23 protein-coding genes are annotated in these 19600 nt (G+C 57.9%); 13 read left to right on the top strand and 10 right to left on the bottom strand.

All coding sequences use genetic code 11. The features are described from left to right. Positions 1-64: 64 nt before the first annotated feature. The 3 genes from lysA to argH form a co-directional block, all read right to left on the bottom strand. The gene (gene lysA / locus ACR0BI_RS16300) at positions 65-1330 is read right to left on the bottom strand and encodes a diaminopimelate decarboxylase (protein ID WP_480562803.1); all 1266 of its coding nucleotides are present in this window, start codon (positions 1328-1330) and stop codon (positions 65-67) included. Positions 1331-1624: 294 nt separating this feature from the next. Then, positions 1625-1807: an argininosuccinate lyase gene (locus ACR0BI_RS16295; RefSeq protein WP_170395762.1), complete on the bottom strand. Its 183-nt coding sequence runs from the start codon at positions 1805-1807 to the stop codon at positions 1625-1627. Beyond that, the gene (argH, locus tag ACR0BI_RS16290; RefSeq protein WP_170395760.1) at positions 1807-3195 is read right to left on the bottom strand and encodes an argininosuccinate lyase; all 1389 of its coding nucleotides are present in this window, start codon (positions 3193-3195) and stop codon (positions 1807-1809) included. Before argH ends, ACR0BI_RS16295 begins: the two co-directional genes overlap by 1 nt. A 21-nt stretch (positions 3196-3216) precedes the next feature. Here argH and ACR0BI_RS16285 point away from each other — a divergent pair, with 21 nt between their 5' ends. The 10 genes from ACR0BI_RS16285 to yddG all read left to right on the top strand — a co-directional run bounded on the left by ACR0BI_RS16285 (position 3217) and on the right by yddG (position 11237). Then, positions 3217-3783 carry a TlpA disulfide reductase family protein gene (locus ACR0BI_RS16285; RefSeq protein ID WP_170395758.1) on the top strand — a complete coding sequence of 189 codons (567 nt, stop codon included), beginning with the start codon at positions 3217-3219 and terminating at the stop codon, positions 3781-3783. Between the two features lie 93 nt (positions 3784-3876). Further along, positions 3877-4206 carry a hypothetical protein gene (locus tag ACR0BI_RS16280; protein ID WP_170395756.1) on the top strand — a complete coding sequence of 110 codons (330 nt, stop codon included), beginning with the start codon at positions 3877-3879 and terminating at the stop codon, positions 4204-4206. A 59-nt stretch (positions 4207-4265) separates the two neighbouring features. After that, positions 4266-4652 carry a DUF4123 domain-containing protein gene (locus tag ACR0BI_RS16275; protein ID WP_170513104.1) on the top strand — a complete coding sequence of 129 codons (387 nt, stop codon included), beginning with the start codon at positions 4266-4268 and terminating at the stop codon, positions 4650-4652. Then, positions 4649-5620 carry a sterol desaturase family protein gene (locus tag ACR0BI_RS16270; protein ID WP_480562802.1) on the top strand — a complete coding sequence of 324 codons (972 nt, stop codon included), beginning with the start codon at positions 4649-4651 and terminating at the stop codon, positions 5618-5620. Before ACR0BI_RS16275 ends, ACR0BI_RS16270 begins: the two co-directional genes overlap by 4 nt. Positions 5621-5710: 90 nt before the next feature. Further along, entirely contained in the window at positions 5711-5899 is a 189-nt protein-coding gene (locus ACR0BI_RS16265) for a hypothetical protein (RefSeq protein ID WP_170395750.1), read from the top strand. A 110-nt stretch (positions 5900-6009) separates the two neighbouring features. After that, a complete protein-coding gene (locus ACR0BI_RS16260) occupies positions 6010-6843 on the top strand; it encodes an EAL domain-containing protein (protein ID WP_170626183.1) in 834 nt (277 codons plus the stop codon). A 194-nt stretch (positions 6844-7037) separates the two neighbouring features. After that, entirely contained in the window at positions 7038-8213 is a 1176-nt protein-coding gene (locus tag ACR0BI_RS16255) for an acetyl-CoA C-acetyltransferase (protein ID WP_480562801.1), read from the top strand. Positions 8214-8400: 187 nt separating this feature from the next. Beyond that, entirely contained in the window at positions 8401-9123 is a 723-nt protein-coding gene (gene phbB / locus ACR0BI_RS16250) for an acetoacetyl-CoA reductase (protein ID WP_170395744.1), read from the top strand. A gap of 303 nt (positions 9124-9426) precedes the next feature. Continuing rightward, entirely contained in the window at positions 9427-10374 is a 948-nt protein-coding gene (locus ACR0BI_RS16245; RefSeq protein ID WP_170513880.1) for a transcriptional regulator GcvA, read from the top strand. Next, positions 10371-11237, top strand: a complete 867-nt coding sequence (gene yddG / locus ACR0BI_RS16240; RefSeq protein WP_480562800.1) for an aromatic amino acid exporter YddG — start codon at positions 10371-10373, stop codon at positions 11235-11237. The genes ACR0BI_RS16245 and yddG overlap by 4 nt, the downstream gene beginning before the upstream one ends. Positions 11238-11241: 4 nt before the next feature. Here the strand turns inward: yddG and ACR0BI_RS16235 are convergent, their stop codons facing one another. From ACR0BI_RS16235 to ACR0BI_RS16225, 3 genes are all read right to left on the bottom strand, one after another. Beyond that, a complete protein-coding gene (locus tag ACR0BI_RS16235; protein WP_170395738.1) occupies positions 11242-11406 on the bottom strand; it encodes a YdcH family protein in 165 nt (54 codons plus the stop codon). A gap of 124 nt (positions 11407-11530) precedes the next feature. After that, positions 11531-12298 carry a tRNA1(Val) (adenine(37)-N6)-methyltransferase gene (locus ACR0BI_RS16230; protein WP_223117530.1) on the bottom strand — a complete coding sequence of 256 codons (768 nt, stop codon included), beginning with the start codon at positions 12296-12298 and terminating at the stop codon, positions 11531-11533. Continuing rightward, positions 12295-12510 (bottom strand): putative signal transducing protein, encoded by a 216-nt coding sequence (locus tag ACR0BI_RS16225; RefSeq protein WP_008755664.1) that lies wholly within the window; start codon positions 12508-12510, stop codon positions 12295-12297. Before ACR0BI_RS16225 ends, ACR0BI_RS16230 begins: the two co-directional genes overlap by 4 nt. A gap of 56 nt (positions 12511-12566) precedes the next feature. On the opposite strand from ACR0BI_RS16225, the gene ACR0BI_RS16220 reads away from it, so the two are divergent. Next, on the top strand, positions 12567-13565 hold the full coding sequence (locus tag ACR0BI_RS16220; RefSeq protein ID WP_170395734.1) for a polyprenyl synthetase family protein: 999 nt from the start codon (positions 12567-12569) through the stop codon (positions 13563-13565). Here ACR0BI_RS16220 and ACR0BI_RS16215 read toward each other — a convergent pair. The 4 genes from ACR0BI_RS16215 to soxR all read right to left on the bottom strand — a co-directional run bounded on the left by ACR0BI_RS16215 (position 13558) and on the right by soxR (position 18421). Next, a complete protein-coding gene (locus ACR0BI_RS16215) occupies positions 13558-14376 on the bottom strand; it encodes a 4-(cytidine 5'-diphospho)-2-C-methyl-D-erythritol kinase (RefSeq protein ID WP_170395733.1) in 819 nt (272 codons plus the stop codon). The two genes, ACR0BI_RS16220 and ACR0BI_RS16215, sit on opposite strands and share 8 nt — an antisense overlap. Next, entirely contained in the window at positions 14366-16078 is a 1713-nt protein-coding gene (locus ACR0BI_RS16210) for a tetratricopeptide repeat protein (protein ID WP_480562799.1), read from the bottom strand. The genes ACR0BI_RS16215 and ACR0BI_RS16210 overlap by 11 nt, the downstream gene beginning before the upstream one ends. A gap of 104 nt (positions 16079-16182) precedes the next feature. Further along, a complete protein-coding gene (locus tag ACR0BI_RS16205; RefSeq protein WP_170513865.1) occupies positions 16183-17829 on the bottom strand; it encodes an electron transfer flavoprotein-ubiquinone oxidoreductase in 1647 nt (548 codons plus the stop codon). A gap of 136 nt (positions 17830-17965) precedes the next feature. Then, entirely contained in the window at positions 17966-18421 is a 456-nt protein-coding gene (soxR, locus tag ACR0BI_RS16200; RefSeq protein ID WP_170395726.1) for a redox-sensitive transcriptional activator SoxR, read from the bottom strand. An 89-nt stretch (positions 18422-18510) separates the two neighbouring features. Between soxR and ACR0BI_RS16195 the strand changes: the two genes are divergently transcribed. Beyond that, a complete protein-coding gene (locus ACR0BI_RS16195; protein ID WP_170408363.1) occupies positions 18511-18891 on the top strand; it encodes a VOC family protein in 381 nt (126 codons plus the stop codon). 234 nt (positions 18892-19125) lie between these two features. Next, positions 19126-19596: a transcription elongation factor GreA gene (gene greA / locus ACR0BI_RS16190; RefSeq protein WP_170395722.1), complete on the top strand. Its 471-nt coding sequence runs from the start codon at positions 19126-19128 to the stop codon at positions 19594-19596. The last annotated feature ends 4 nt before the right edge of the window (positions 19597-19600 follow it).

Below are 19600 nucleotides of genomic sequence, written 5' to 3'. Positions count from 1 at the left end.
GAATTGGCAAGGTCTGGTTGTCGCGCAAGGCGGGCCTCCTGATCGGCCCGACGCGCCTATCGCGTCAAAGCCACTCTGGTATGGTATCGCGGTTTATGATTTCGTCAAAGCTTGGGCGTTCACGAATTACGGCAAATTGATCCCCGTTCACCAGAACCTCAGGGATCAGGGGCCGCGTATTGTATTCGCTAGACATGACTGCACCGTAGGCACCTGCGCTGCGGAATGCGATAAGATCGCCCGATTTCAGAGGGGGCATGTTGCGTTGTTTTGCAAAGGTATCCCCGGATTCACAGACCGGACCAACGATGTCATAAGGGCGTTGTTCGACCCCGGCGGTAGGTTCTTCGACCGCCACAATATCATGATACGCCTCATACATCGCGGGGCGGATCAGGTCGTTCATCGCGCCATCGAGGATCAGGAAATCGCGGTCTTCGCCGGATTTGACATAGATGACCTTGGACACCATCAGACCCGCATTGCCAGCGATCAGCCGACCAGGCTCAATCTCGATCTCGCAGCCCAGATGGCCCAGTGTTTTCTTGACCATCGCACCATATTCAACCGGCAGCGGAGGCGCGTCGTTGGAACGGGCATAAGGAATACCCAAACCACCGCCCAGATCGAGGCGGCGGATGTTATGCCCCTCTGCGCGTAGGCGCTCTGTCAGTTCCGCAACCTTGTTATAAGCCAGCTCAAACGGTTCCAACTCGGTCAGTTGTGAGCCGATATGAACGTCGATCCCAATCACCTCCAGTCCCGGAAGGCTTGCGGCCAGTGCATAAACCTCGGACGCACGCGAGATTGGGATGCCGAACTTGTTCTCGGACTTGCCGGTGGCGATCTTGGCGTGGGTTTTTGCATCCACGTCCGGATTCACCCGAACAGTGATCGGCGCAACCTTGCCCAATTCCAGTGCAACCGCATTGATCACCTGCATTTCGGGCTCGGATTCGACGTTGAACTGACGAATTCCACCGGTCAGAGCGGTACGAATCTCATCCGCTGTCTTGCCGACGCCCGAAAAGACAATCTTGTCTCCGGGCACGCCCGCGGCTTTGGCGCGCAGATATTCCCCGCCCGAAACCACATCCATTCCCGCACCTGCCTGCGCCAGCGTCTTCAGGATCGCCTGATTGCTGGCCGCTTTCATCGCATAGCAGACCAGGTGATCAGTGCCCTCAAGCGCGTCATCGAACAGCTTGAAATGCCGCTGCAGCGTCGCCGTCGAATAGACATAGAACGGGGTTCCGACCGCGGCTGCGATTTCGGAGATTGGCACATCCTCGGCGAAAAGCGCGCCGTCGCGGTAGAGAAAATGATCCATGCCTGCGCGCTTAGACCAAAAGAGGTATGTGGATCAAATGATTCCGGTAGGGTTGTGGTCACCGTCGCGGTTCAGAACGTCTTTGACGCGCCAACCCTCGCATATCCTGAAACCGAGACCCCGGACCCGCTAGGTGCGGCCGTTGGTTCCGTTCGGGGTGCGCCTGACGGGTCGCAAGCTGCAAGTACGGCGAGGCAGAGGATCAGGCCGGCAGGTCTCATGCATTTTCTCTTTGTCATTCAGGACGTGTCAGATGCAGATGGGTGTGCGATCAGTAAATTGCAATTTTGGAGTTCAGAGCCCCAGATAAACGCCCAGCCCACCGCGTCTGAGACCAACGCCAACACCGCCATAGGTGCCGCTGCTGCCTACGCCGACGCTTGCGCTCATGGTGGGCTGTATGGGTTCGCCATCTGCACCACACCCGGCCAAGGCCGCTGCGACCGCAATCAATAGCACCACCCGTCGTATCTGCATTACACCAGCGCCTTCCATCGCTTGATCTGGGCCCGCACCTGATCCGGTGCGGTGCCGCCATAGGATTGGCGAGAGTTTACCGAATTTTCGACGGTAAGAACAGAATAGACGTCGTCGGTGATGTCCGCGTGGACCGATTGCATGTCCTCCAGCGTCAGATCCGGTAGGTCGCAGCCCTTGCTTTCAGCCATGGCCACCAGCGATCCAGTGACATGGTGCGCGTCGCGGAAGGGCAGGCCCAGCACGCGGACCAACCAGTCGGCCAGGTCGGTCGCAGTTGAAAAGCCAGACCCTGCAGCGGCAGCCAGGCTTTCGCGATTGGCGGTCATGTCCTTGATCATGCCTTCCATCGCGGCAAGTGCCAGCATCCAGTTATCTGCCGCATCAAATACCTGTTCTTTGTCTTCCTGCATGTCCTTGGAATAGGTCAGCGGCAGCCCCTTCATCACCATCATCAGGCCAGTATTCGCACCAAATATGCGGCCAACCTTGGCGCGGATGAGCTCAGCTGCATCGGGGTTCTTCTTTTGCGGCATGATTGATGAACCAGTCGAGAAGCGATCAGACAGTGATACAAACCGGAATTGGGCCGAGGACCAGATTACCAGTTCCTCGGCAAAGCGCGACAAGTGCATGGCGCAAATCGAGGCGGTCGACAGGAACTCCAATGCGAAGTCGCGGTCGCTGACAGCGTCCAGTGAGTTGGCTGCGGGGCGGTCGAAGCCCAGCGCCTCGGCTGTCATCTGGCGGTCGATTGGGAAAGAGGTCCCGGCCAACGCGGCTGCGCCCAAGGGGGATTCGTTCATCCGGGCACGGGCGTCGCGCACGCGGGACAGATCGCGGCCAAACATCTCGACATAGGCCATCATGTGGTGACCCCAGGTTACCGGCTGCGCGGTTTGCAGGTGGGTGAAACCGGGCATGACCCAGTCTGCCCCGGCCTCGGCCTGCGCCAAAAGCGCGCGGATCAGGGCCAGAAGACCGGATTCTGCGGCATCTAGCTGGTCGCGAACCCAGAGTTTGAAATCGGTCGCCACCTGGTCGTTTCGCGACCGGCCCGTGTGCAGACGGCCTGCGGGTTCTCCGATCACCTCTTTCAGTCGCGCCTCGACATTCATGTGAATGTCTTCCAGCGCAGTCGAGAACTGAAATTCTCCGTTCTGAATTTCTGACAAAACGGTGAGCAGGCCTTCCCGAATGGCGTGCGCATCACTATCAGTAATAACGCCTGTGGCAGCCAGCATGGCGGCATGGGCGCGCGAGCCTGCGATGTCCTGGGCTGCCATCCGCTGATCGAACCCGATCGAGGCATTTATCGCCTCCATGATCGCGTCTGGACCAGCGGCAAAGCGGCCGCCCCACATCTGGTTCGAAGATTGATCGGTCATGAAAGAAAACCCGGAGTTGATATGCGCCTGTTACGTCTGATCCCCCTTTATATGGCCCTAGCGCTGGGTGCAAACGCCGCTTTGGCAACAGATGCGGCAACGCTTGGCCCATTGCGTGAGGGCAGCCTGAAGCGGCTGATCCTGCATAGTGAGCCCAAGCCGGTCAAAGTGGTCGATTTTGAACTAGAAGATGATGGCGGCACCGGATCGCTGGCCGACTACAAAGGCAAGTATGTGCTGCTGAACTTCTGGGCCACATGGTGTGCGCCGTGCCGCAAAGAAATGCCTCAGATCGCTGAACTGCAACAGGAGTTTGGCGGTGACAAATTCGAGGTTCTGACCCTGGCGACCGGTCGCAACACACCTGCCGGGATCAAGAAGTTCTTTGACGAAAACGGCATCGACAACTTGCCGCGTCATCAGGATCCGAAACAGGCGGTTGCACGCGAAATGGGAGTGATTGGCCTGCCGATCACTGTGATCATCGACCCCGATGGCAATGAGATCGCACGCCTGATCGGTGATGCAGAATGGAACTCGGACAGTGCCAAGGCGATAATTTCAGCGCTTGTCGAAGGCAATAGCTGAGGTCCCGCGCGCTCTTGCAGAAAATCTGTGTTAGAATGAGACCGGCCCCAACGGGCCGGTTTTCGTTTGCGACCGGAAGAAAGGGAGACTCCGATGAAACCGGTAGTTCTGTTGATTGGGCGGTTGCCGAATGTAATCGGCAACGTGGCACAACAACTGGATCACCTGCCGATTCAGTGGCTCGGCGCGCATGATCAGGATGAGGTGCGGCGGCAGCTGGACGCGGAACCGCGCATCGCCTGTGCGATCATGGGCGCGGGCCTTGATGACAAGATACGCGGAGAAATGGTTGGCATCATCGCCGCGCGCAGGCCCGATATCTGCATCCATCTCAAAGATCGGGCCTCTGGCCCTGACGGGTTAATGCCGTTTGTCGCGCGCATCGTCCAGCATGAGATTCTGGAAAGCCTGGAAAGCGGCTGACGCCACGCCACCTTTGACAGACAAATCGCCCGCTTGCAGGTTATCTGCAGGAGGATGGAATGCCGCTGGAAATACTATTGATCCTCGTCGTCGGCGGCATTGCCGGGGTCGCCTTGCTGCTGCATCTGACGGGCAAGTCACGCTTACAAGTGCTGACGCCCAAGACAGCACAGGAACAGTGGCTGCGTCACTTTCCAGATGATTCCATCATTGACGTAACCGTTGCCCATAATGGTCACGCCGCCCTTATCCGAACCGAAACCGGAGCCGGCCTGCTGTGGTCCTTTGGTGCCGATACCGTGGCCCGCCATTTACGGGATTTCGATTGGCTGGATCATCCTGAAGGCTTTGAAGTCCTGTTCCACGATTTCAGCACTCCTCGGGTCATCGTCCACCTTGATGAGACCGAACGCCAGCACTGGCAAAATCTGATGGATCCCGCATGACCGATCACGTGAGCTTTCCCGACGCGGTGCAATGGGCCGTGCCCTTCTTCATCGCGGCCATTCTGGCCGAATTCATTTGGATCGCGATCAAAGGCCGGGGCGGTAGGTACGAAACCCGCGATGCCTTGACCTCGCTGATCCTGGGGGCAGGCAATATCGCCTCGGGCTTTTTGCTGGGCTTCATCGCATATGCGTTTTTCATGTGGCTGTGGCAGATCACACCGCTCAACCTAGGGACCTCGATCCCGGTCATCATCTTGTGCTTTGTACTGGACGATCTGCGGTATTACTGGGTGCACCGCTTTGGGCACCGCATTCGCTGGGTCTGGGCCAGTCATGTGAACCACCACAGCTCACAGCATTACAACCTGACAACGGCGCTACGGCAGACCTGGACCTATACATTCACCTTCATGATGGTGGTACGTGCGCCGCTTATCCTGCTGGGCTTTCACCCGGCGATGGTGCTGTTCGTCGGAGGTCTGAACCTGATCTACCAATTCTGGATCCATACCGAAGCGATCGGCAAAATGCCGCGCTGGTTCGAAGCCGTCATGAATACGCCCAGTCACCACCGCGCCCATCATGGGCGAAATGCGCGATATCTTGATTGCAACTATGCAGGTGTCTTTATCATCTGGGACAAGATGTTCGGCACATTTGTCCCCGAGCAAGAAGATGACAAGGTCGACTATGGGCTTGTCCACAATATCGGCACGTTCAATCCGCTGCGCGTGGCGTTTCATGAATGGGTTGGAATCTGGCGGGACGCCACCCAACCGGGCCTGTCCTTGCGCCAACGTCTGGCTTATTGTTTTGCCCCTCCGGGCTATAGCCACGATGGAAGCCGCGACAATTCCCAACAGATCAAGGCCAAGCACCTTGTCCGCCATCCGCAAGATCATGGCACACCGGGATTCGAGCAGTTCGGCACCAAATCACCTGCTTCCACAGCCAAGCGGGCCTAGATCTCAAAAAGACCTTTTCTTTGCTTGAAATTTGGCACAAGCGCTCCATATCCCCTGAGATGTTTTAAGAGTGCATTTCCGGAGGCCCGCATGTCAAAGCTGATGAGAATTTCTACGATCACAGGTTTGCTGGGCCTCGTCATCACAATGACAGCCGCACTCAACGGAGCAATGCCCGCGCTATTGGGGCTGGGATTTGTCATGGCCGCGCTGGGACTTTTAGGAGCGCTTATCGGTGCAGCTGCTTCGCTGCGTCATGCATGGCAATCAACACACTGATCTTCCGCCCCACCACCTGCGATAAAATTTTGAGCGTTAACCCCGGTTTTACCTGTCTTCCCTGAAACTGGCCCCGGCCAAAATCATCGGGATCAGGGGAACGGTACGTCATGGGAAACAGGAAACGCGCAGACCTGCCCGAGGGATCGGACGACCCTTTGAGCGCCGCCGTCACTTCACGGGATCGATCGGTGGTACAGATGGCGACCGAAGCCGTAAAGCATAGACAATGCAGGCTGGCGTTCCAGCCTGTCGTTCAAGCACATCCTCCTCAGGGAATCGCGTTCTACGAAGGGTTCATCCGTGTATTGGATGAAACCGGCCGAGTCATCCCCGCGCGCGAGTTCATGCCACAGGTTGAGAACACGCCAATTGGCCGGGACCTTGATTGCGTCGCGCTTGAAATGGGGCTGCGCACTCTGATCCGCAACCCTGGCATCCGCCTGTCGATCAACATGTCCGCGCGGTCCATCGGTTATTCCAACTGGTCGCGTGTGCTGGATAGGTTTCTGAAAAAAGACGCAAGCTTGGGCGAAAGGTTGATTCTGGAAATCTCAGAATCTTCGGCGATGCAGGTGCCCGAACTGGTGGTAGATTTCATGGATCGCCAACAAGCCCGCGGTATCGCCTTTGCGCTGGATGATTTTGGGGCCAGTAACTTTGGCTTTCGCCACTTTCGTGAATTTCTGTTCGATGCCGCCAAGATCGATGGGCAGTTCATCAGGGGCATCAGCAGCAATCCCGACAATCAATCGCTGGTGCGCGCACTGATTGCAGTTGCGCGGGAATTCGAAATTCTTGTCACTGCCGAATCGGTCGAAAGTGACGAAGATGCTCATTTCCTGATCGCAAACGGTGTCGATTGTCTGCAGGGCTTTCTGTATGGAGCGCCTTCAGTCACTCCGCCCTGGAGCTCGGAAAAAGCTGCAAAAACGGGCAGTTGATAGCAGCTGGTCGCGCGGAACACCGCCAAGGCTCACTCTGAGACAAGCTGTCCGTTGCTGCAGATGCAGCATTGCGCTATTGCAGAAGATGCTTGAGCGGGGGATCACGAGGCGCTCTTGCACCCGGAGAAGACTTCTCCTCACACCGCGCCGTCAGATTTCCCACAGGACCATGACGGTAAAGGATTGACTTTATGACCAACGTAGTAATCGCATCCGCCGCACGTACGGGCGTCGGTAGCTTTAGCGGTTCGTTTGCGAACACCCCCGCACATGATCTGGGCGCTGCCGTCCTTGAAGCAGTTGTCGAACGTGCCGGGATCGACAAGGGCGAAGTAAGCGAAACCATCATGGGCCAGGTCCTGACTGCCGCCCAAGGTCAGAACCCAGCGCGCCAGGCGCACATAAATGCCGGCCTGCCGCAGGAAAGCGCGGCTTGGGGCATCAACCAGGTCTGCGGTTCGGGTCTGCGTGCTGTTGCTCTGGGTGCACAGCATATCCAATTGGGCGATGCCGACATCGTTGCGGCTGGTGGACAAGAAAACATGACCCTGTCGCCCCATGCCGCCGCCCTGCGCGCCGGTCATAAGATGGGTGACATGAAATACATCGACACGATGATCCGCGATGGTCTGTGGGATGCCTTCAACGGCTATCACATGGGTCAAACGGCTGAGAACGTCGCCGAGAAATGGCAGATCAGCCGCAATATGCAGGATGAATTTGCGGTCGCCTCGCAAAACAAAGCCGAAGCCGCCCAAAACGCTGGCAAGTTCGCTGACGAAATCGTGCCCTTCACCATCAAGACCCGCAAGGGCGACATCGTGATGGACAAGGACGAATACATCCGCCACGGCGCGACAATCGAAGCCATGGGCAAACTGCGCCCCGCCTTCGCCAAGGACGGTTCTGTCACGGCCGCAAACGCTTCGGGTCTGAATGACGGTGCCGCAGCCACCCTGCTGATGTCGGCTGAGAATGCCGAAAAGCGTGGGATTGAGCCCTTGGCCCGAATTGCATCCTACGCGACCGCCGGACTTGACCCGTCGATCATGGGCGTTGGCCCGATCTACGCTTCGCGCAAGGCTCTGGAGAAAGCTGGATGGTCGGTCGATGATCTGGATCTGGTCGAAGCAAACGAAGCCTTCGCAGCGCAAGCCTGCGCTGTAAACAAAGACATGGGTTGGGATCCGTCGATCGTAAACGTCAATGGTGGTGCAATTGCCATCGGACACCCAATCGGCGCGTCCGGCTGCCGGGTTCTGAACACCCTGCTGTTCGAAATGAAGCGCCGGGATGCCAAGAAAGGTCTCGCGACCCTCTGCATCGGCGGCGGCATGGGTGTCGCCCTGTGTGTGGAGCGTGACTAAGTGCGCTGAAAACTAAATACAAAAGGGCGTCTACTGGGCGCCCTTTTTTGTTACAATCGGATCATACCCCTTAGATGCGACAATATCGCCGGACAGAAAGACAAGATCGATCACGAAACGATATTGCGCATCCTTAACGCTCAGAGTAACAGAATTACCAAGACGACTAAATTTGGAGGAGTCCTAAATGGCACGTACAGCACTCGTAACCGGCGGTTCCCGCGGCATCGGCGCAGCAATTTCCAAGGCGCTGAAGGCCGAAGGATACAATGTTGCCGCCACTTATGCAGGCAATGACGAAGCCGCCGCAAAGTTCACCGACGAAACCGGTATCAAAACTTACAAATGGAATGTTGCGGATTACGACGAATCCAAAGCGGGCATCGAAAAAGTCGAGGCCGAGGTTGGCCCGATCGACATCGTGGTCGCCAACGCCGGTATCACCCGCGACGCACCGTTCCACAAGATGACACCTGAACAGTGGCATCAGGTCATCGACACCAATCTGACTGGTGTTTTCAACACCGTGCACCCGGTATGGCCGGGTATGCGCGAGCGTAAATTTGGTCGTATCATCGTGATCAGCTCGATCAACGGTCAGAAAGGCCAGTTTGCGCAGGTCAACTATGCCGCAACCAAAGCGGGCGATCTGGGCATCGTGAAATCTCTGGCGCAGGAAGGTGCGCGGGCCGGCATCACGGCCAACGCGATCTGCCCCGGCTACATCGCGACCGAAATGGTCATGGCCGTGCCGGAAAAAGTGCGCGAATCGATCATCGGTCAAATCCCGGCTGGTCGTCTGGGTGAACCGGAAGAAATCGCGCGTTGCGTGGCCTTCCTGGCGTCGGACGATTCGCAGTTCATCAACGGCTCGACCATTTCCGCAAACGGTGCACAGTTCTTCGTCTAAACCGACGATCTGAGAATGAAAACGGGCCGGTCCATCAAGGACCGGCCCTTCTTTTATCCCGTAAGATCACGCGCGCTGCGATCAGCGGGAACCGAATAGCCAGGACCAGAATCCTACAACCGCCTTGCCGCGCTCTTCATGCGCGCGGTGAATGGCGTTCTGAATGGCTGGGTTTGTTGTCATCTCGATCATGCTGAACCCTTCTCAATCAAGTTGGATTTGTCTTGCCATCAACATGGCCTTTGATTTTAAATTACACAAACGAGAGTTTTCGATCCTTCAGTTCAGAAAAACTTAACCGCCATGACCGACCGCCTGCCTCCGCTGACTGCTTTGCGCGCCTTCGATGCCGCCGCACGACATATGTCGTTTGCCAAGGCGGCGGAGGAGCTGAACGTGACCCCGGCTGCCCTGTCCTTTCAAATCAAGTCGTTAGAAGAGCATCTGGGCCACCCCGTGTTTCGCCGGCTCAATCGCGCCGTCGAGCTGACCGAAGCTGGGCGCACATTGGCACCCGGAACAGCAGATGGCTTTGCCGCCCTGCAAGCCGCGTGGCAAGCGACGCGGAGGCTGCAGGATGAAACAAGCCTCACGGTTACAGCAGGCCCTGCCCTGACAGCAAAATGGCTGGCTCCGCGCCTTTATGAGTTCGCCCGTGCAAATCCGGGGATTGACCTGAAATTCTCGGCCACTCTGCGCAACATGGACCTCGAACGCGATGACGTGGACGTGGCGATCCGCTTTGGCTATGGGCCGGATGAGGGGCTCTATTCCGTTCCCGTCCGCAAGGAATGGCTGACACCGGTTATGACCCCGGAGCTGGCCGAACAATTCCCCACGCCAGCGTCGTTGCGCGACGCCCCCCTGATCCATGACGATTCGATCAGTTTCCTCAAGCCGCGTTGCGACTGGCCCGCGTGGTTCCGTGCGGTTGGATTGGATTTCACTCCGACCCATGGGGCGCATTTTTCGAACGCCGATCACGCCATCGACGCTGCCGTGGCCGGGGTGGGCGTGGTTCTGGGGCGGCGCGCCATGATCCTGAAAGACCTGACCGAAGGGCGACTGGTCGCGCCGTTCAAAGTGGCACTGGAGACCGCCGGGCGATTTCGTTTCCTCTGCCTGCAAGGGGCAGAGAAGCGACCGCAGATCGCAGCGTTCCGCGACTGGTTCATATCCGAGATTGAAAAGACCGCGCATATATCGGATGAGTTTGAAATCATCCCTGTTGAGAAGGTAGCTGGTGAATGAGCAGAATGGGCGCGACCGCGATTGGTTTTGTCGCCGTTTTGCTATGGTCTCTGCTGGCGCTGTTCACTGTGGGTTCGGCCCCGACGCCGCCTTTGTTGTTGAACGCGATCTGTTTTACCATCGGCGGTACGCTGGGTCTGATTTGGACATTCGCCAGCGGCGGGCTGGGTCAACTGCGTCGGGTCGCGTGGACAACATACCTGCTTGGATCAATTGGCCTTTTTGGCTACCACGCGCTGTACTTTTCAGCCCTTCGCATGGCCCCTGCAGCCGAGGCTGGGCTTATCGCTTATCTCTGGCCTTTGCTGATCGTTCTTCTGTCAGGTCTGCTGCCCGGAGAACATCTGAAACCTGGTCACCTTATCGGAGCCTGCCTTGGCTTTGCTGGAGCCGCCGTCATCATCACGGGTGGTGGCAGCGCAGGATTTCAGGTCCAGCATCTGCCCGGCTACGGGCTGGCCTTGCTGTGCGCGCTTACATGGTCCAGCTACTCGGTTCTATCGCGACGGCTGGGTGATGTGCCGACAAGTTCGGTCGCGGTGTTCTGCATTTTGACGGCGATCGCCTCATGGGCCTTGCATTTCACGGTGGAAGAAACGATCTGGCCGCAAGGTACATTTGGCTGGGCCTCGACCCTTGCACTTGGCCTGGGACCGGTTGGGCTGGCGTTCTATGTCTGGGATATCGGCGTCAAGCGCGGGGACATTCAAATACTGGGCACCGCCTCATACGCGGCACCTTTGCTATCGACGCTTGTGTTGGTTCTGGCCGGGATCGCCGCCCCGTCCTGGGGCCTGGCGATCGCGGCCTTGTTTGTCACCGGTGGCGCTGCCATCGCGGCCCGCGCCAGCCTGAAGGCCTAGAACCTTAGGTCGACAGGCGCTCGATCTCTTCTTTTAGCTTCAGCTTTTGCTTTTTCAGCTGTGCGATATGGAGATCGTCAATACCAGGTGAGCGTTGCGCTTCTTCCACTTCAAGACCGAGAATTTCGTGTTTTTTCTTCAACTCCGTCAGATGTGCGCTCACGCTCATGGCGGTCCTCCTTCTCTGGTTTGTAAGTGTCACGTAGGAAGTTGATCACATCATTTCCAGCCTGTCACGCTGCAGACGCACGAAATCTATAATAAATCCGACAAATTCGGCTGGTCATTGCCGATCAGGCAAAGTGCCCGGTCAAATCCGCCCGATCGCGCAACACCGCCGAAACCTTTGGGGTATAGCTTTCGCCGTCTTCTACGTGCCGGTCACCGAGGTGCAGAATCAGCGGTGCGTGTAGCCGAAATGCGGCGCGCCCGCCCTTTCTGGCACGCAAAATCACCAGCTCGGACGCGCGATCCGCACGAGGGGCCAGAGGTAGCACCTGAATCGAGCCCAAGCGGCCCGCGCACCCCGCAAGCATATCGGGCAGCCGGTCTGCCCTCTGGATCATGTGAAGATAACCGCGCGGCGCCAGACGTCGAGCGGCGACACTGATCCAGTCCTTAAGCGGCGTGTCTTCACCTAGTGCGATCTGCCGACCCGCGTCGGTGGCAGGGCTGTGCGCGCCTGCCCGGTAGTAGGGCGGATTGGCGATCACATGATCGAACTGTTCTTGTCGCAGATCATTCGGTAGTGCGTTCAAATCCGCCTCAACCACGGTGATCGCTGCGTTTTGTTCCGAATTGCGGCGGGCCAGATCTGCATAGCCAGCCTGCAGTTCAACCCCAGTTGCCTTCAGGTGCGGCACTCGCGCCATTAGGCACTGAATAGCAGCCCCTGCCCCGCAGCCCAATTCCAGCACCGACTGGCCAGCTTGTGCCGGGACCGATGCCGCCAGTAAGACCGGATCGACCCCTGCACGATATCCTGAGCGCGGCTGCCACAGACGCACACGCCCGCCCAGAAAATCATTGCAGGTCAGATCACTGTCGGAAAAGCTGCTCATCGCCCCAGCGGGATCTCGTTATCGCGCATGACCCGTTCGGCGCGGGTCAGATCATCTGCCCGCACCATTAGGCGACGGGGAAAGATTCCGATGCCGCCTTCTAGGATGCTCATATTTACGTCCATCTGAAAGCAGTCTATATCCTCGCCCTCAAGGAGAGCCGTTGCAAAGGCTAGGATTGTCGGATCGGTGCTGCGCAATAGTTCTTTCATGGGGATGGATGTAAGGGCAAGGTGACAGGGATGTCGAGCCTTGTATCAGGAGAGTGATGAACGTCAGCACGATCTCGAAACCGCATGAGCGTCTGGCAGAGATGCTTGCGGGCGAAATGGCAGCAGTAAATACGCTGATTCGGACGCGTATGGCGTCGGAACATGCCCCGCGCATTCCCGAAGTGACCGCGCACCTGGTCGAGGCGGGCGGAAAGCGTCTGCGCCCGATGCTGACCCTGGCGGCGGCGCAGCTGTTCGGCTATTCAGGCGACCATCACGTCAAGCTGGCTGCAACGGTCGAGTTCATTCATACCGCAACCCTGCTGCATGACGATGTCGTCGATGAAAGCGGGCAGCGGCGCGGGCGACCCACGGCAAACCTGCTATGGGACAATAAATCCAGTGTTCTGGTTGGCGATTACCTGTTTTCCCGCAGCTTCCAGTTGATGGTCGAAACCGGTTCGTTGCGGGTTCTGGATATCCTTGCAAATGCATCGGCCACAATTGCCGAAGGCGAGGTGCTGCAGATGACAGCAGCCACCGATCTGGGCACGGATGAAGGTGTCTACCTGCAGGTTGTGCGCGGCAAAACGGCGGCGCTGTTTTCTGCCGCAACCGAAGTGGGTGGTGTGATCGCAGGCGCGACCGAGGCGCAGGTCAAGGCGCTGTATGACTATGGCGACGCGCTTGGAATCGCGTTCCAGATCGCAGATGATCTTTTGGATTATCAGGGCGATAGTGCGGCCACAGGCAAAAACGTCGGCGACGACTTCCGTGAACGCAAATTGACCCTGCCAGTGATCAAAGCCGTGGCTCAGGCAACTGCCGAGGAACACGCGTTTTGGGAACGGACGATCGGTCGCGGGCGGCAGGAAGAGGGTGATCTGGATCACGCTTTGTCGCTGATGGCCAAATACAGCACGCTGGATGCAACCCGCGCGGATGCGTTTGGTTGGGCGGCCAAGGCCAAGGCTGCGCTGGCGCCTCTTCCGGATCACGAAATCCGCACCCTGTTAGGCGATCTGGCCGATTACGTCGTATCGCGCCTTAACTGAGCGTCGTTGCGCGGCACCACCAACCGGGTTGGGCCGCGCCGATCTCATAGGCGGCAAAATGGGCTGCTTTGAGCGTTGGAAAAAGTGCGAAACAGGTTGAGCCTGAACCCGACATACGAACCATCAACGCGTCTCGGGTGCCTTCCAACGCCGCTATGACCTCCGCAATGCCCGGCGCTACAGATATTGCAGGTGCCTCTAAATCATTCCGCTGAACCTGCAACCACGTGGCGCAGTCTTCCGGTGTTTTGAATGCAGGGATCTCAGCAGGCATCGGTGCGTTGTCTCTGCTGTGCAAAGCGGAAAACACCGGGCCGGTGGGAACTTCAATACCCGGATTGACCAAAAGCGCCGGGAGGGGCGGCAACGCCATCGGCTCAATCTGTTCACCAATCCCGCGCATACGCGCTGCAGCAGCATGTATGCATACCGGGACATCCGCGCCGAGCGACAGCGACACGCTATCGGGCCACTCTCCCCCCTTCTTCACGGTGCGCAAAACCGCCGCAGCATCCGAGGAGCCGCCCCCGACACCGCCACCGTGCGGCAGTTGTTTGTTCAGATGAATGCGACCGGTCCAGCCTGCGGCCTCGGCGGCCTGCCAGACCAGATTGCGATCATCGGTCGGTACGCCATCCGAAAACTCACCCGTGACCGACAGAGACAGCTCGGGGCCGGAACTGAGGCTCAACTGATCCCCAACATCGGCAAAGGCCACCAACGAATCAAGCAGATGATAGCCATCCGCGCGTTGGCCGGTCACATGCAGGGTCAGGTTGATCTTGGCGGGGGCAAATGCCTCAGCCTTCATTGGCGACCTTCAGGGGTTCGGCACCTTCCTCGGCCAGAACCGCATCCAATCCGACTTCAATCTTGCGGCGGATGCGTTCAGGATCGGCTTCACCGTCGGTATCTTCAGGATCAATGAAAGATAGTGCTCGTTTCCACTGGAACTCGGCTTCACGCCCGCGACCTACGGCCCAGTAAACATCGCCCAGATGGTCATTTACCACCGGATCGACCGGCATCAGTTCAACGGCGCGCTCCATGTGGTCGACTGCTTCGTCGTACCGGCCCAGGCGGAACAACACCCAGCCCAAGCTGTCAACGATATAGCCGCTGTCAGGGCGCGCTGCGACTGCGCGTTCGATCATATTCAACGCTTCGTCCAATTTCTCGCGCCGCTCGACCAGCGAATACCCGAGATAGTTCAGCACCTGTGGTTGGTCCGGGTTCAACTCAAGCGCGCGGCGGAAATCGGCCTCGGCCTCGTCCCAGTTCTTCAGACGTTCATGCGATATCCCGCGGGCATAATGCAGGAACCAGTTTCCGCCTGCACCCTCTTCCGTCAGGCCAATCGCCTTGTCGTAAGAGGTGACCGCTGCCGCGTAATCCTCTTGCTGGCGCCGCAGGTCGGCCAAGGCTACATGCACACCGGGCAAATCAGGGCTTTGAGCGGCAAGGTTTTGCAGGACCTCGGCGGCAGCTTCTTTTCTGTCAGAGCGACTGAGGACCTCGGCGCGCCCCAGCTCGGCGGCATGATAATCGCTGCTGTCCGGAGGCACCTGCCGATAGACATCAACCGCCAGATCATATTGTTCCAGCCCATCCAACAACTCAGCGCTTAGCAAAAGCGCATCAATATGGTCAGGCCGCAGAAACGCCGCGACGCGGGCATATAGCAGAACATAATCCTGCGCGGCCTCCGCACTCAGCGCAGCGCCAACGGTAAAGAAAACCTCGGCCATGCCATCCTGTGCAGAACGGACATGGGTAAAGGGCAGCGTTTCGCCATTAGACAGCCGGGTGACGTAACCTTCGATGGTCGGATCACTGACGGCGGCAAAGACGTTATCCAGAAATTCCAGCGCATCGTCGTTGCGATCCAGCTGCGACAGCACTTCGGCACGCGCCAGCGCAGCCCGGCGTGAAAAACGGGCGACCAGGCCATCATCTGCGGCAAGGATCGCCTCGGCCCCCTCAAAGTCTCCGATTGACGCCAACGCCATGGCCTTGTGATAAAGTGCAAATTCTTTCAGACCTTCCTGCGTGGTAACAACGTCAAATTGTTCCATCGCTTTGGTCATGGCGCCTTGCCCCATATGAGCCCAAGCAATCATCAGGCCATCAACGAGCGGTCCAACCCCTTGCGTTTCGGGATCGCGGGCCAGAAATTCATCCAGCTTGCCATCTGCCACCAGATTGGCGGCGATCACCATCCGAGCGGCCTGGCTGGGCAGTTCATTTTCCTCGATAACTTCGGCGACGGTCAGGGCCCGCTCAATCTCACCCAAGGCGAGCCGGGCGACGACCACATTTTCCAGCAGCTTCGGATTTTGGGGATCAGCGCGAAGCGCCTGCGCATAGTAACGCTCGGCAGCGGGATAGTCGCTCTCATAAATCGCCTGACGCCCGGCCAAATACGACCCCGATCCGGTATCCGATACCGCAGGAAACGCGATTGAAGAACTGAGGATCACGGCCAGAGCCGCGCGTCGAACCAGGGAAACCACTGATAATCTGCCTTGCTGTCGTTGACTGACCGACAAGCTAGGGCTTTGCTGGGCGAGAGGCAATGGCAGAGCCTTCACGACCCTGCCAACGCCCGTGTTCTTGCCTACATATTGGGGTAGTTCGGCCCGTCGCCGCCCTGCGGTGTAGTCCAGGTGATGTTCTGGCTGGGATCCTTGATGTCACAGGTCTTGCAGTGAACACAGTTCTGGAAGTTGATCACGAATCGCGGCCCGTCTTCATCCTCGACCATCTCATAGACGCCTGCGGGGCAGTAACGCTGTGCCGGCTCGTCGAATTTGGGCAGGTTGACCTTAACCGGGATGTCCGGGTCGGCCAGTTTCAGATGGCAAGGCTGGCTTTCCTCGTGATTGGTGGCCGCAAACGATACGTTCGTCAGGCGGTCAAAGGACAGTGTGCCATCGGGTTTCGGGTAGTCGATGGGTTGATGCTTGCTGGCATCTTCGGTCGATTCCGCGTCGTTCTTGCCGTGGCCCAGCGTGCCCAACAGCGAGAAGCCCAGCGTATTGGTCCACATGTCCATACCGCCCAGTACCAGGCTGGCGGTCAGGCCGTATTTCGACCAAAGAGGTTTGACGTTGCGCACCTTCTTCAGATCCGAGCCGATTGCACCATCGCGAACGTTGGCCTCATAAGCGGTCAGCTCATCACCCGAACGCTCGGCCTTGATGGCATCATAGGCGGCCTCGGCCGCGGCCTTGCCTGACAGCATCGCGTTGTGGTTGCCCTTGATGCGCGGCACGTTGACCATGCCCGCCGAGCAACCCAACAGCGCAACACCCGGTGCGACCAGTTTCGGCATCGACTGGTAGCCACCCTCGGTGATCGCGCGGGCACCATAAGCCACACGCTTGCCGCCCTTAAGCAGGTCAGCCACCATCGGGTGATGCTTGAAGCGCTGGAATTCCATGTAGGGGTACAGGTGCGGGTTCTTGTAGTTAAGGTGGACCACAAAACCGACATAGACCTGATTGTTTTCAAGGTGATAGATGAACGACCCGCCACCCGCGTTGCTGCCCAGCGGCCAACCCATGGTGTGCGTGACCGAGCCTTCTTTGTGCTTGGCTGGATCAATCTCCCAGATCTCTTTCATGCCAACGCCGTATTTCTGCGGCTCTTTACCGGCAGACAGGTCGTATTTGGCGATGACTTCCTTGGACAGTGAGCCGCGCACGCCTTCCGACAGAAAGACATATTTACCATGCAGTTCCATGCCCGGTTCGGTGTTGGGGCCGTAGGATCCGTCTGGCTCCAGACCAAATACACCGGCTACAACGCCTTTGACTTCACCGTTCTCACCGTAGACCAGCTCGGAACAGGCCATGCCGGGGAAGATTTCGACGCCTAGTTCTTCGGCCTGCTCTGCCATCCAGCGGCAGACATTGCCCATCGAGACGATGTAGTTGCCGTGGTTGTTCATCAGCGGCGGCATCGGGAAATTGGGGATGCGGATCTTGCCAGCCTCGCCCAGCATGTAGAAATTGTCTTCATGCACAGGCACGTTCAGCGGGGCACCCTTTTCCTTCCAATCGGGGATCAGAGCATCCAGACCACAAGGGTCCAGCACCGCACCCGACAGGATATGCGCACCCACTTCTGAACCCTTCTCTAGAACCACGACGTTCAGGTCGGCATCCAGCTGTTTCAGGCGGATGGCCGCAGACAGTCCCGCAGGGCCAGCACCCACGATCACCACGTCATATTCCATCGCTTCGCGTTCAATCTCGGCCATCGCGGGCTCCTTAGCTAACTTTCCGAATTGGCGCTTTCTTTATGCGGTCGGCGCAATATTGTTTCACGGCTGATTACATGGTCATAAAGACTTTGGTCAATCGAAACACGGCGTAACAACGCCGCTATTCGACACTTCAGGCTTCGGGTGCGTCCCCCATGAGGTATCTGGGACCGCTACCATGGGATTTGGCCCTGTCATCGGGGTTGTAAAGCTTGCATTTCGGCAGGCTGAGGCAGCCGCAACCGATACATCCATCCAGATTGTCGCGCAGTCGCATCAGCGTATCGATTCGCTGATCCAGATGCGTGCGCAGCCGTTCGCTGATACTCTTCCAGTCCTGAGGCGTCGGTGTGCGGTTTCCTGGCAAGCCCGACAATACCTCGCGGATCTCGGGCAAAGTCAGACCGAATTGCTGCGCGATCATCACAAAGCTTAGCCGTCGGATATCGGCGCGCTGATAACGCCGCTGCCCACCCGCGTTACGCCATGGAGATATCAAACCTTGCGCCTCGTAGTATCGGATCGCCGACACCGCCAACCCGGTGCGCCGGGCCAATGCTCCAATCGCCAGACCTTCCGAAACAACCATTACATCCTCCCAAAGAAATCTCTTGACCTAAAGTTAGGTTTAGAAATTACAGTGAGTCGGGACAAGCCTCAAATTGGAAGGAGAATCCCATGATGGCGACGCTGGAACATACTAATTTCACGGTCCGCGACCCAAAGGCATCTGCGGCGTGGATGCAGAAAGTCTTCGACTGGAAAACACGCTGGGAAGGCCCTGCTATTGCCGGTGGCTATACGGTGCATGTGGGCAGCCCACATACCTATCTGGCACTCTACGCCCCCGGCGATCCCAAGCCATCAGGCGAAAACAGCTATGATTTCGTGGGCGGCTTGAACCATGTAGGTGTGCTGGTCGAGGATATCGACGCCACCGAAGAAAAGGTCCGCAAAGCGGGATTTGAACCGCACAACCACGCAGACTATGAGCCAGGCAAGCGGTTCTATTTCGAAGATGACAATGGCATCGAATTCGAAGTGGTTCAGTATGATTGAACTGCTGTGGCTTGGGCACGAAGCCAGCCGTTGGCGAAGTGGAGAATTGTTGGGACATCGCCACAGGCGCACCCGCCCCCCGGAACGGCGGCGCTAAGTTGCGAGTTTACTGACAACGCACACCTCCCCTCTTGCAATTCACGCCTCATTTGGGTCAGGTAATTGCCAACCCATCCTTCGCCCCGACGCTATTGTGCGGCGGGGCGTAACAATTTCTGCGTGGACGACAAGACAATGGAAAAGATCCCCATGACGCCTTCGGGCAATGCCGCGCTCGAGGCAGAGCTGAAGAATCTGAAATCCGTCGAGCGCCCGGCGATCATCGAGGCGATTGCCTCAGCCCGCGAACTGGGCGACCTGAAAGAAAACGCCGAATACCACTCGGCGCGCGAAAAGCAGGGCTTTATCGAAGGCCGCATCAAAGAGCTTGAAGGCATCCTGTCGCTGGCAGATGTCATTGATCCGGCCAAACTGTCAGGGGCCATCAAGTTCGGCGCGAAGGTCACGTTGGTGGATGAAGATACCGACGAAGAAAAGACCTGGCAGATCGTAGGTGAGTATGAGGCCAATATCGAAGCGGGCCTTCTGAACATCAAATCCCCCATCGCCCGCGCCCTGATTGGCAAAGAAGAAGGCGACAGTGTCGAGGTCCGCACCCCCGGAGGCGTGCGCTCTTATGAAGTTCTGAGTATCGAATACGCCTGACCGG

This window comes from Ruegeria sp. E5, assembly GCF_056534105.1.
The sequence above is the reverse complement of the archived record's forward strand: the minus strand, read 5'-3'. Positions and strand labels throughout refer to the sequence as shown.

Excerpts from the sequence above, each read along its gene's own strand:
- ACR0BI_RS16265 (WP_170395750.1), top strand. The coding sequence starts at position 5,711 with ATGTCAAAGCTGATGAGAATTTCTACGATCACAGGTTTGCTGGGCCTC.
- ACR0BI_RS16195 (WP_170408363.1), top strand. The coding sequence starts at position 18,511 with ATGATGGCGACGCTGGAACATACTAATTTCACGGTCCGCGACCCAAAG.
- ACR0BI_RS16255 (WP_480562801.1), top strand. The coding sequence starts at position 7,038 with ATGACCAACGTAGTAATCGCATCCGCCGCACGTACGGGCGTCGGTAGC.
- ACR0BI_RS16260 (WP_170626183.1), top strand. The coding sequence starts at position 6,010 with ATGGGAAACAGGAAACGCGCAGACCTGCCCGAGGGATCGGACGACCCT.
- soxR (WP_170395726.1), bottom strand. The coding sequence starts at position 18,421 with ATGGTTGTTTCGGAAGGTCTGGCGATTGGAGCATTGGCCCGGCGCACC.
- ACR0BI_RS16215 (WP_170395733.1), bottom strand. The coding sequence starts at position 14,376 with ATGAAGGCTGAGGCATTTGCCCCCGCCAAGATCAACCTGACCCTGCAT.
- ACR0BI_RS16220 (WP_170395734.1), top strand. The coding sequence starts at position 12,567 with ATGAACGTCAGCACGATCTCGAAACCGCATGAGCGTCTGGCAGAGATG.
- ACR0BI_RS16245 (WP_170513880.1), top strand. The coding sequence starts at position 9,427 with ATGACCGACCGCCTGCCTCCGCTGACTGCTTTGCGCGCCTTCGATGCC.
- ACR0BI_RS16225 (WP_008755664.1), bottom strand. The coding sequence starts at position 12,510 with ATGAAAGAACTATTGCGCAGCACCGATCCGACAATCCTAGCCTTTGCA.
- argH (WP_170395760.1), bottom strand. The coding sequence starts at position 3,195 with ATGACCGATCAATCTTCGAACCAGATGTGGGGCGGCCGCTTTGCCGCT.
- lysA (WP_480562803.1), bottom strand. The coding sequence starts at position 1,330 with ATGGATCATTTTCTCTACCGCGACGGCGCGCTTTTCGCCGAGGATGTG.
- ACR0BI_RS16230 (WP_223117530.1), bottom strand. The coding sequence starts at position 12,298 with ATGAGCAGCTTTTCCGACAGTGATCTGACCTGCAATGATTTTCTGGGC.
- phbB (WP_170395744.1), top strand. The coding sequence starts at position 8,401 with ATGGCACGTACAGCACTCGTAACCGGCGGTTCCCGCGGCATCGGCGCA.
- yddG (WP_480562800.1), top strand. The coding sequence starts at position 10,371 with ATGAGCAGAATGGGCGCGACCGCGATTGGTTTTGTCGCCGTTTTGCTA.
- ACR0BI_RS16275 (WP_170513104.1), top strand. The coding sequence starts at position 4,266 with ATGCCGCTGGAAATACTATTGATCCTCGTCGTCGGCGGCATTGCCGGG.
- ACR0BI_RS16280 (WP_170395756.1), top strand. The coding sequence starts at position 3,877 with ATGAAACCGGTAGTTCTGTTGATTGGGCGGTTGCCGAATGTAATCGGC.
- ACR0BI_RS16285 (WP_170395758.1), top strand. The coding sequence starts at position 3,217 with ATGCGCCTGTTACGTCTGATCCCCCTTTATATGGCCCTAGCGCTGGGT.
- ACR0BI_RS16235 (WP_170395738.1), bottom strand. The coding sequence starts at position 11,406 with ATGAGCGTGAGCGCACATCTGACGGAGTTGAAGAAAAAACACGAAATT.
- ACR0BI_RS16205 (WP_170513865.1), bottom strand. The coding sequence starts at position 17,829 with ATGGCCGAGATTGAACGCGAAGCGATGGAATATGACGTGGTGATCGTG.
- ACR0BI_RS16270 (WP_480562802.1), top strand. The coding sequence starts at position 4,649 with ATGACCGATCACGTGAGCTTTCCCGACGCGGTGCAATGGGCCGTGCCC.
- greA (WP_170395722.1), top strand. The coding sequence starts at position 19,126 with ATGGAAAAGATCCCCATGACGCCTTCGGGCAATGCCGCGCTCGAGGCA.
- ACR0BI_RS16295 (WP_170395762.1), bottom strand. The coding sequence starts at position 1,807 with ATGCAGATACGACGGGTGGTGCTATTGATTGCGGTCGCAGCGGCCTTG.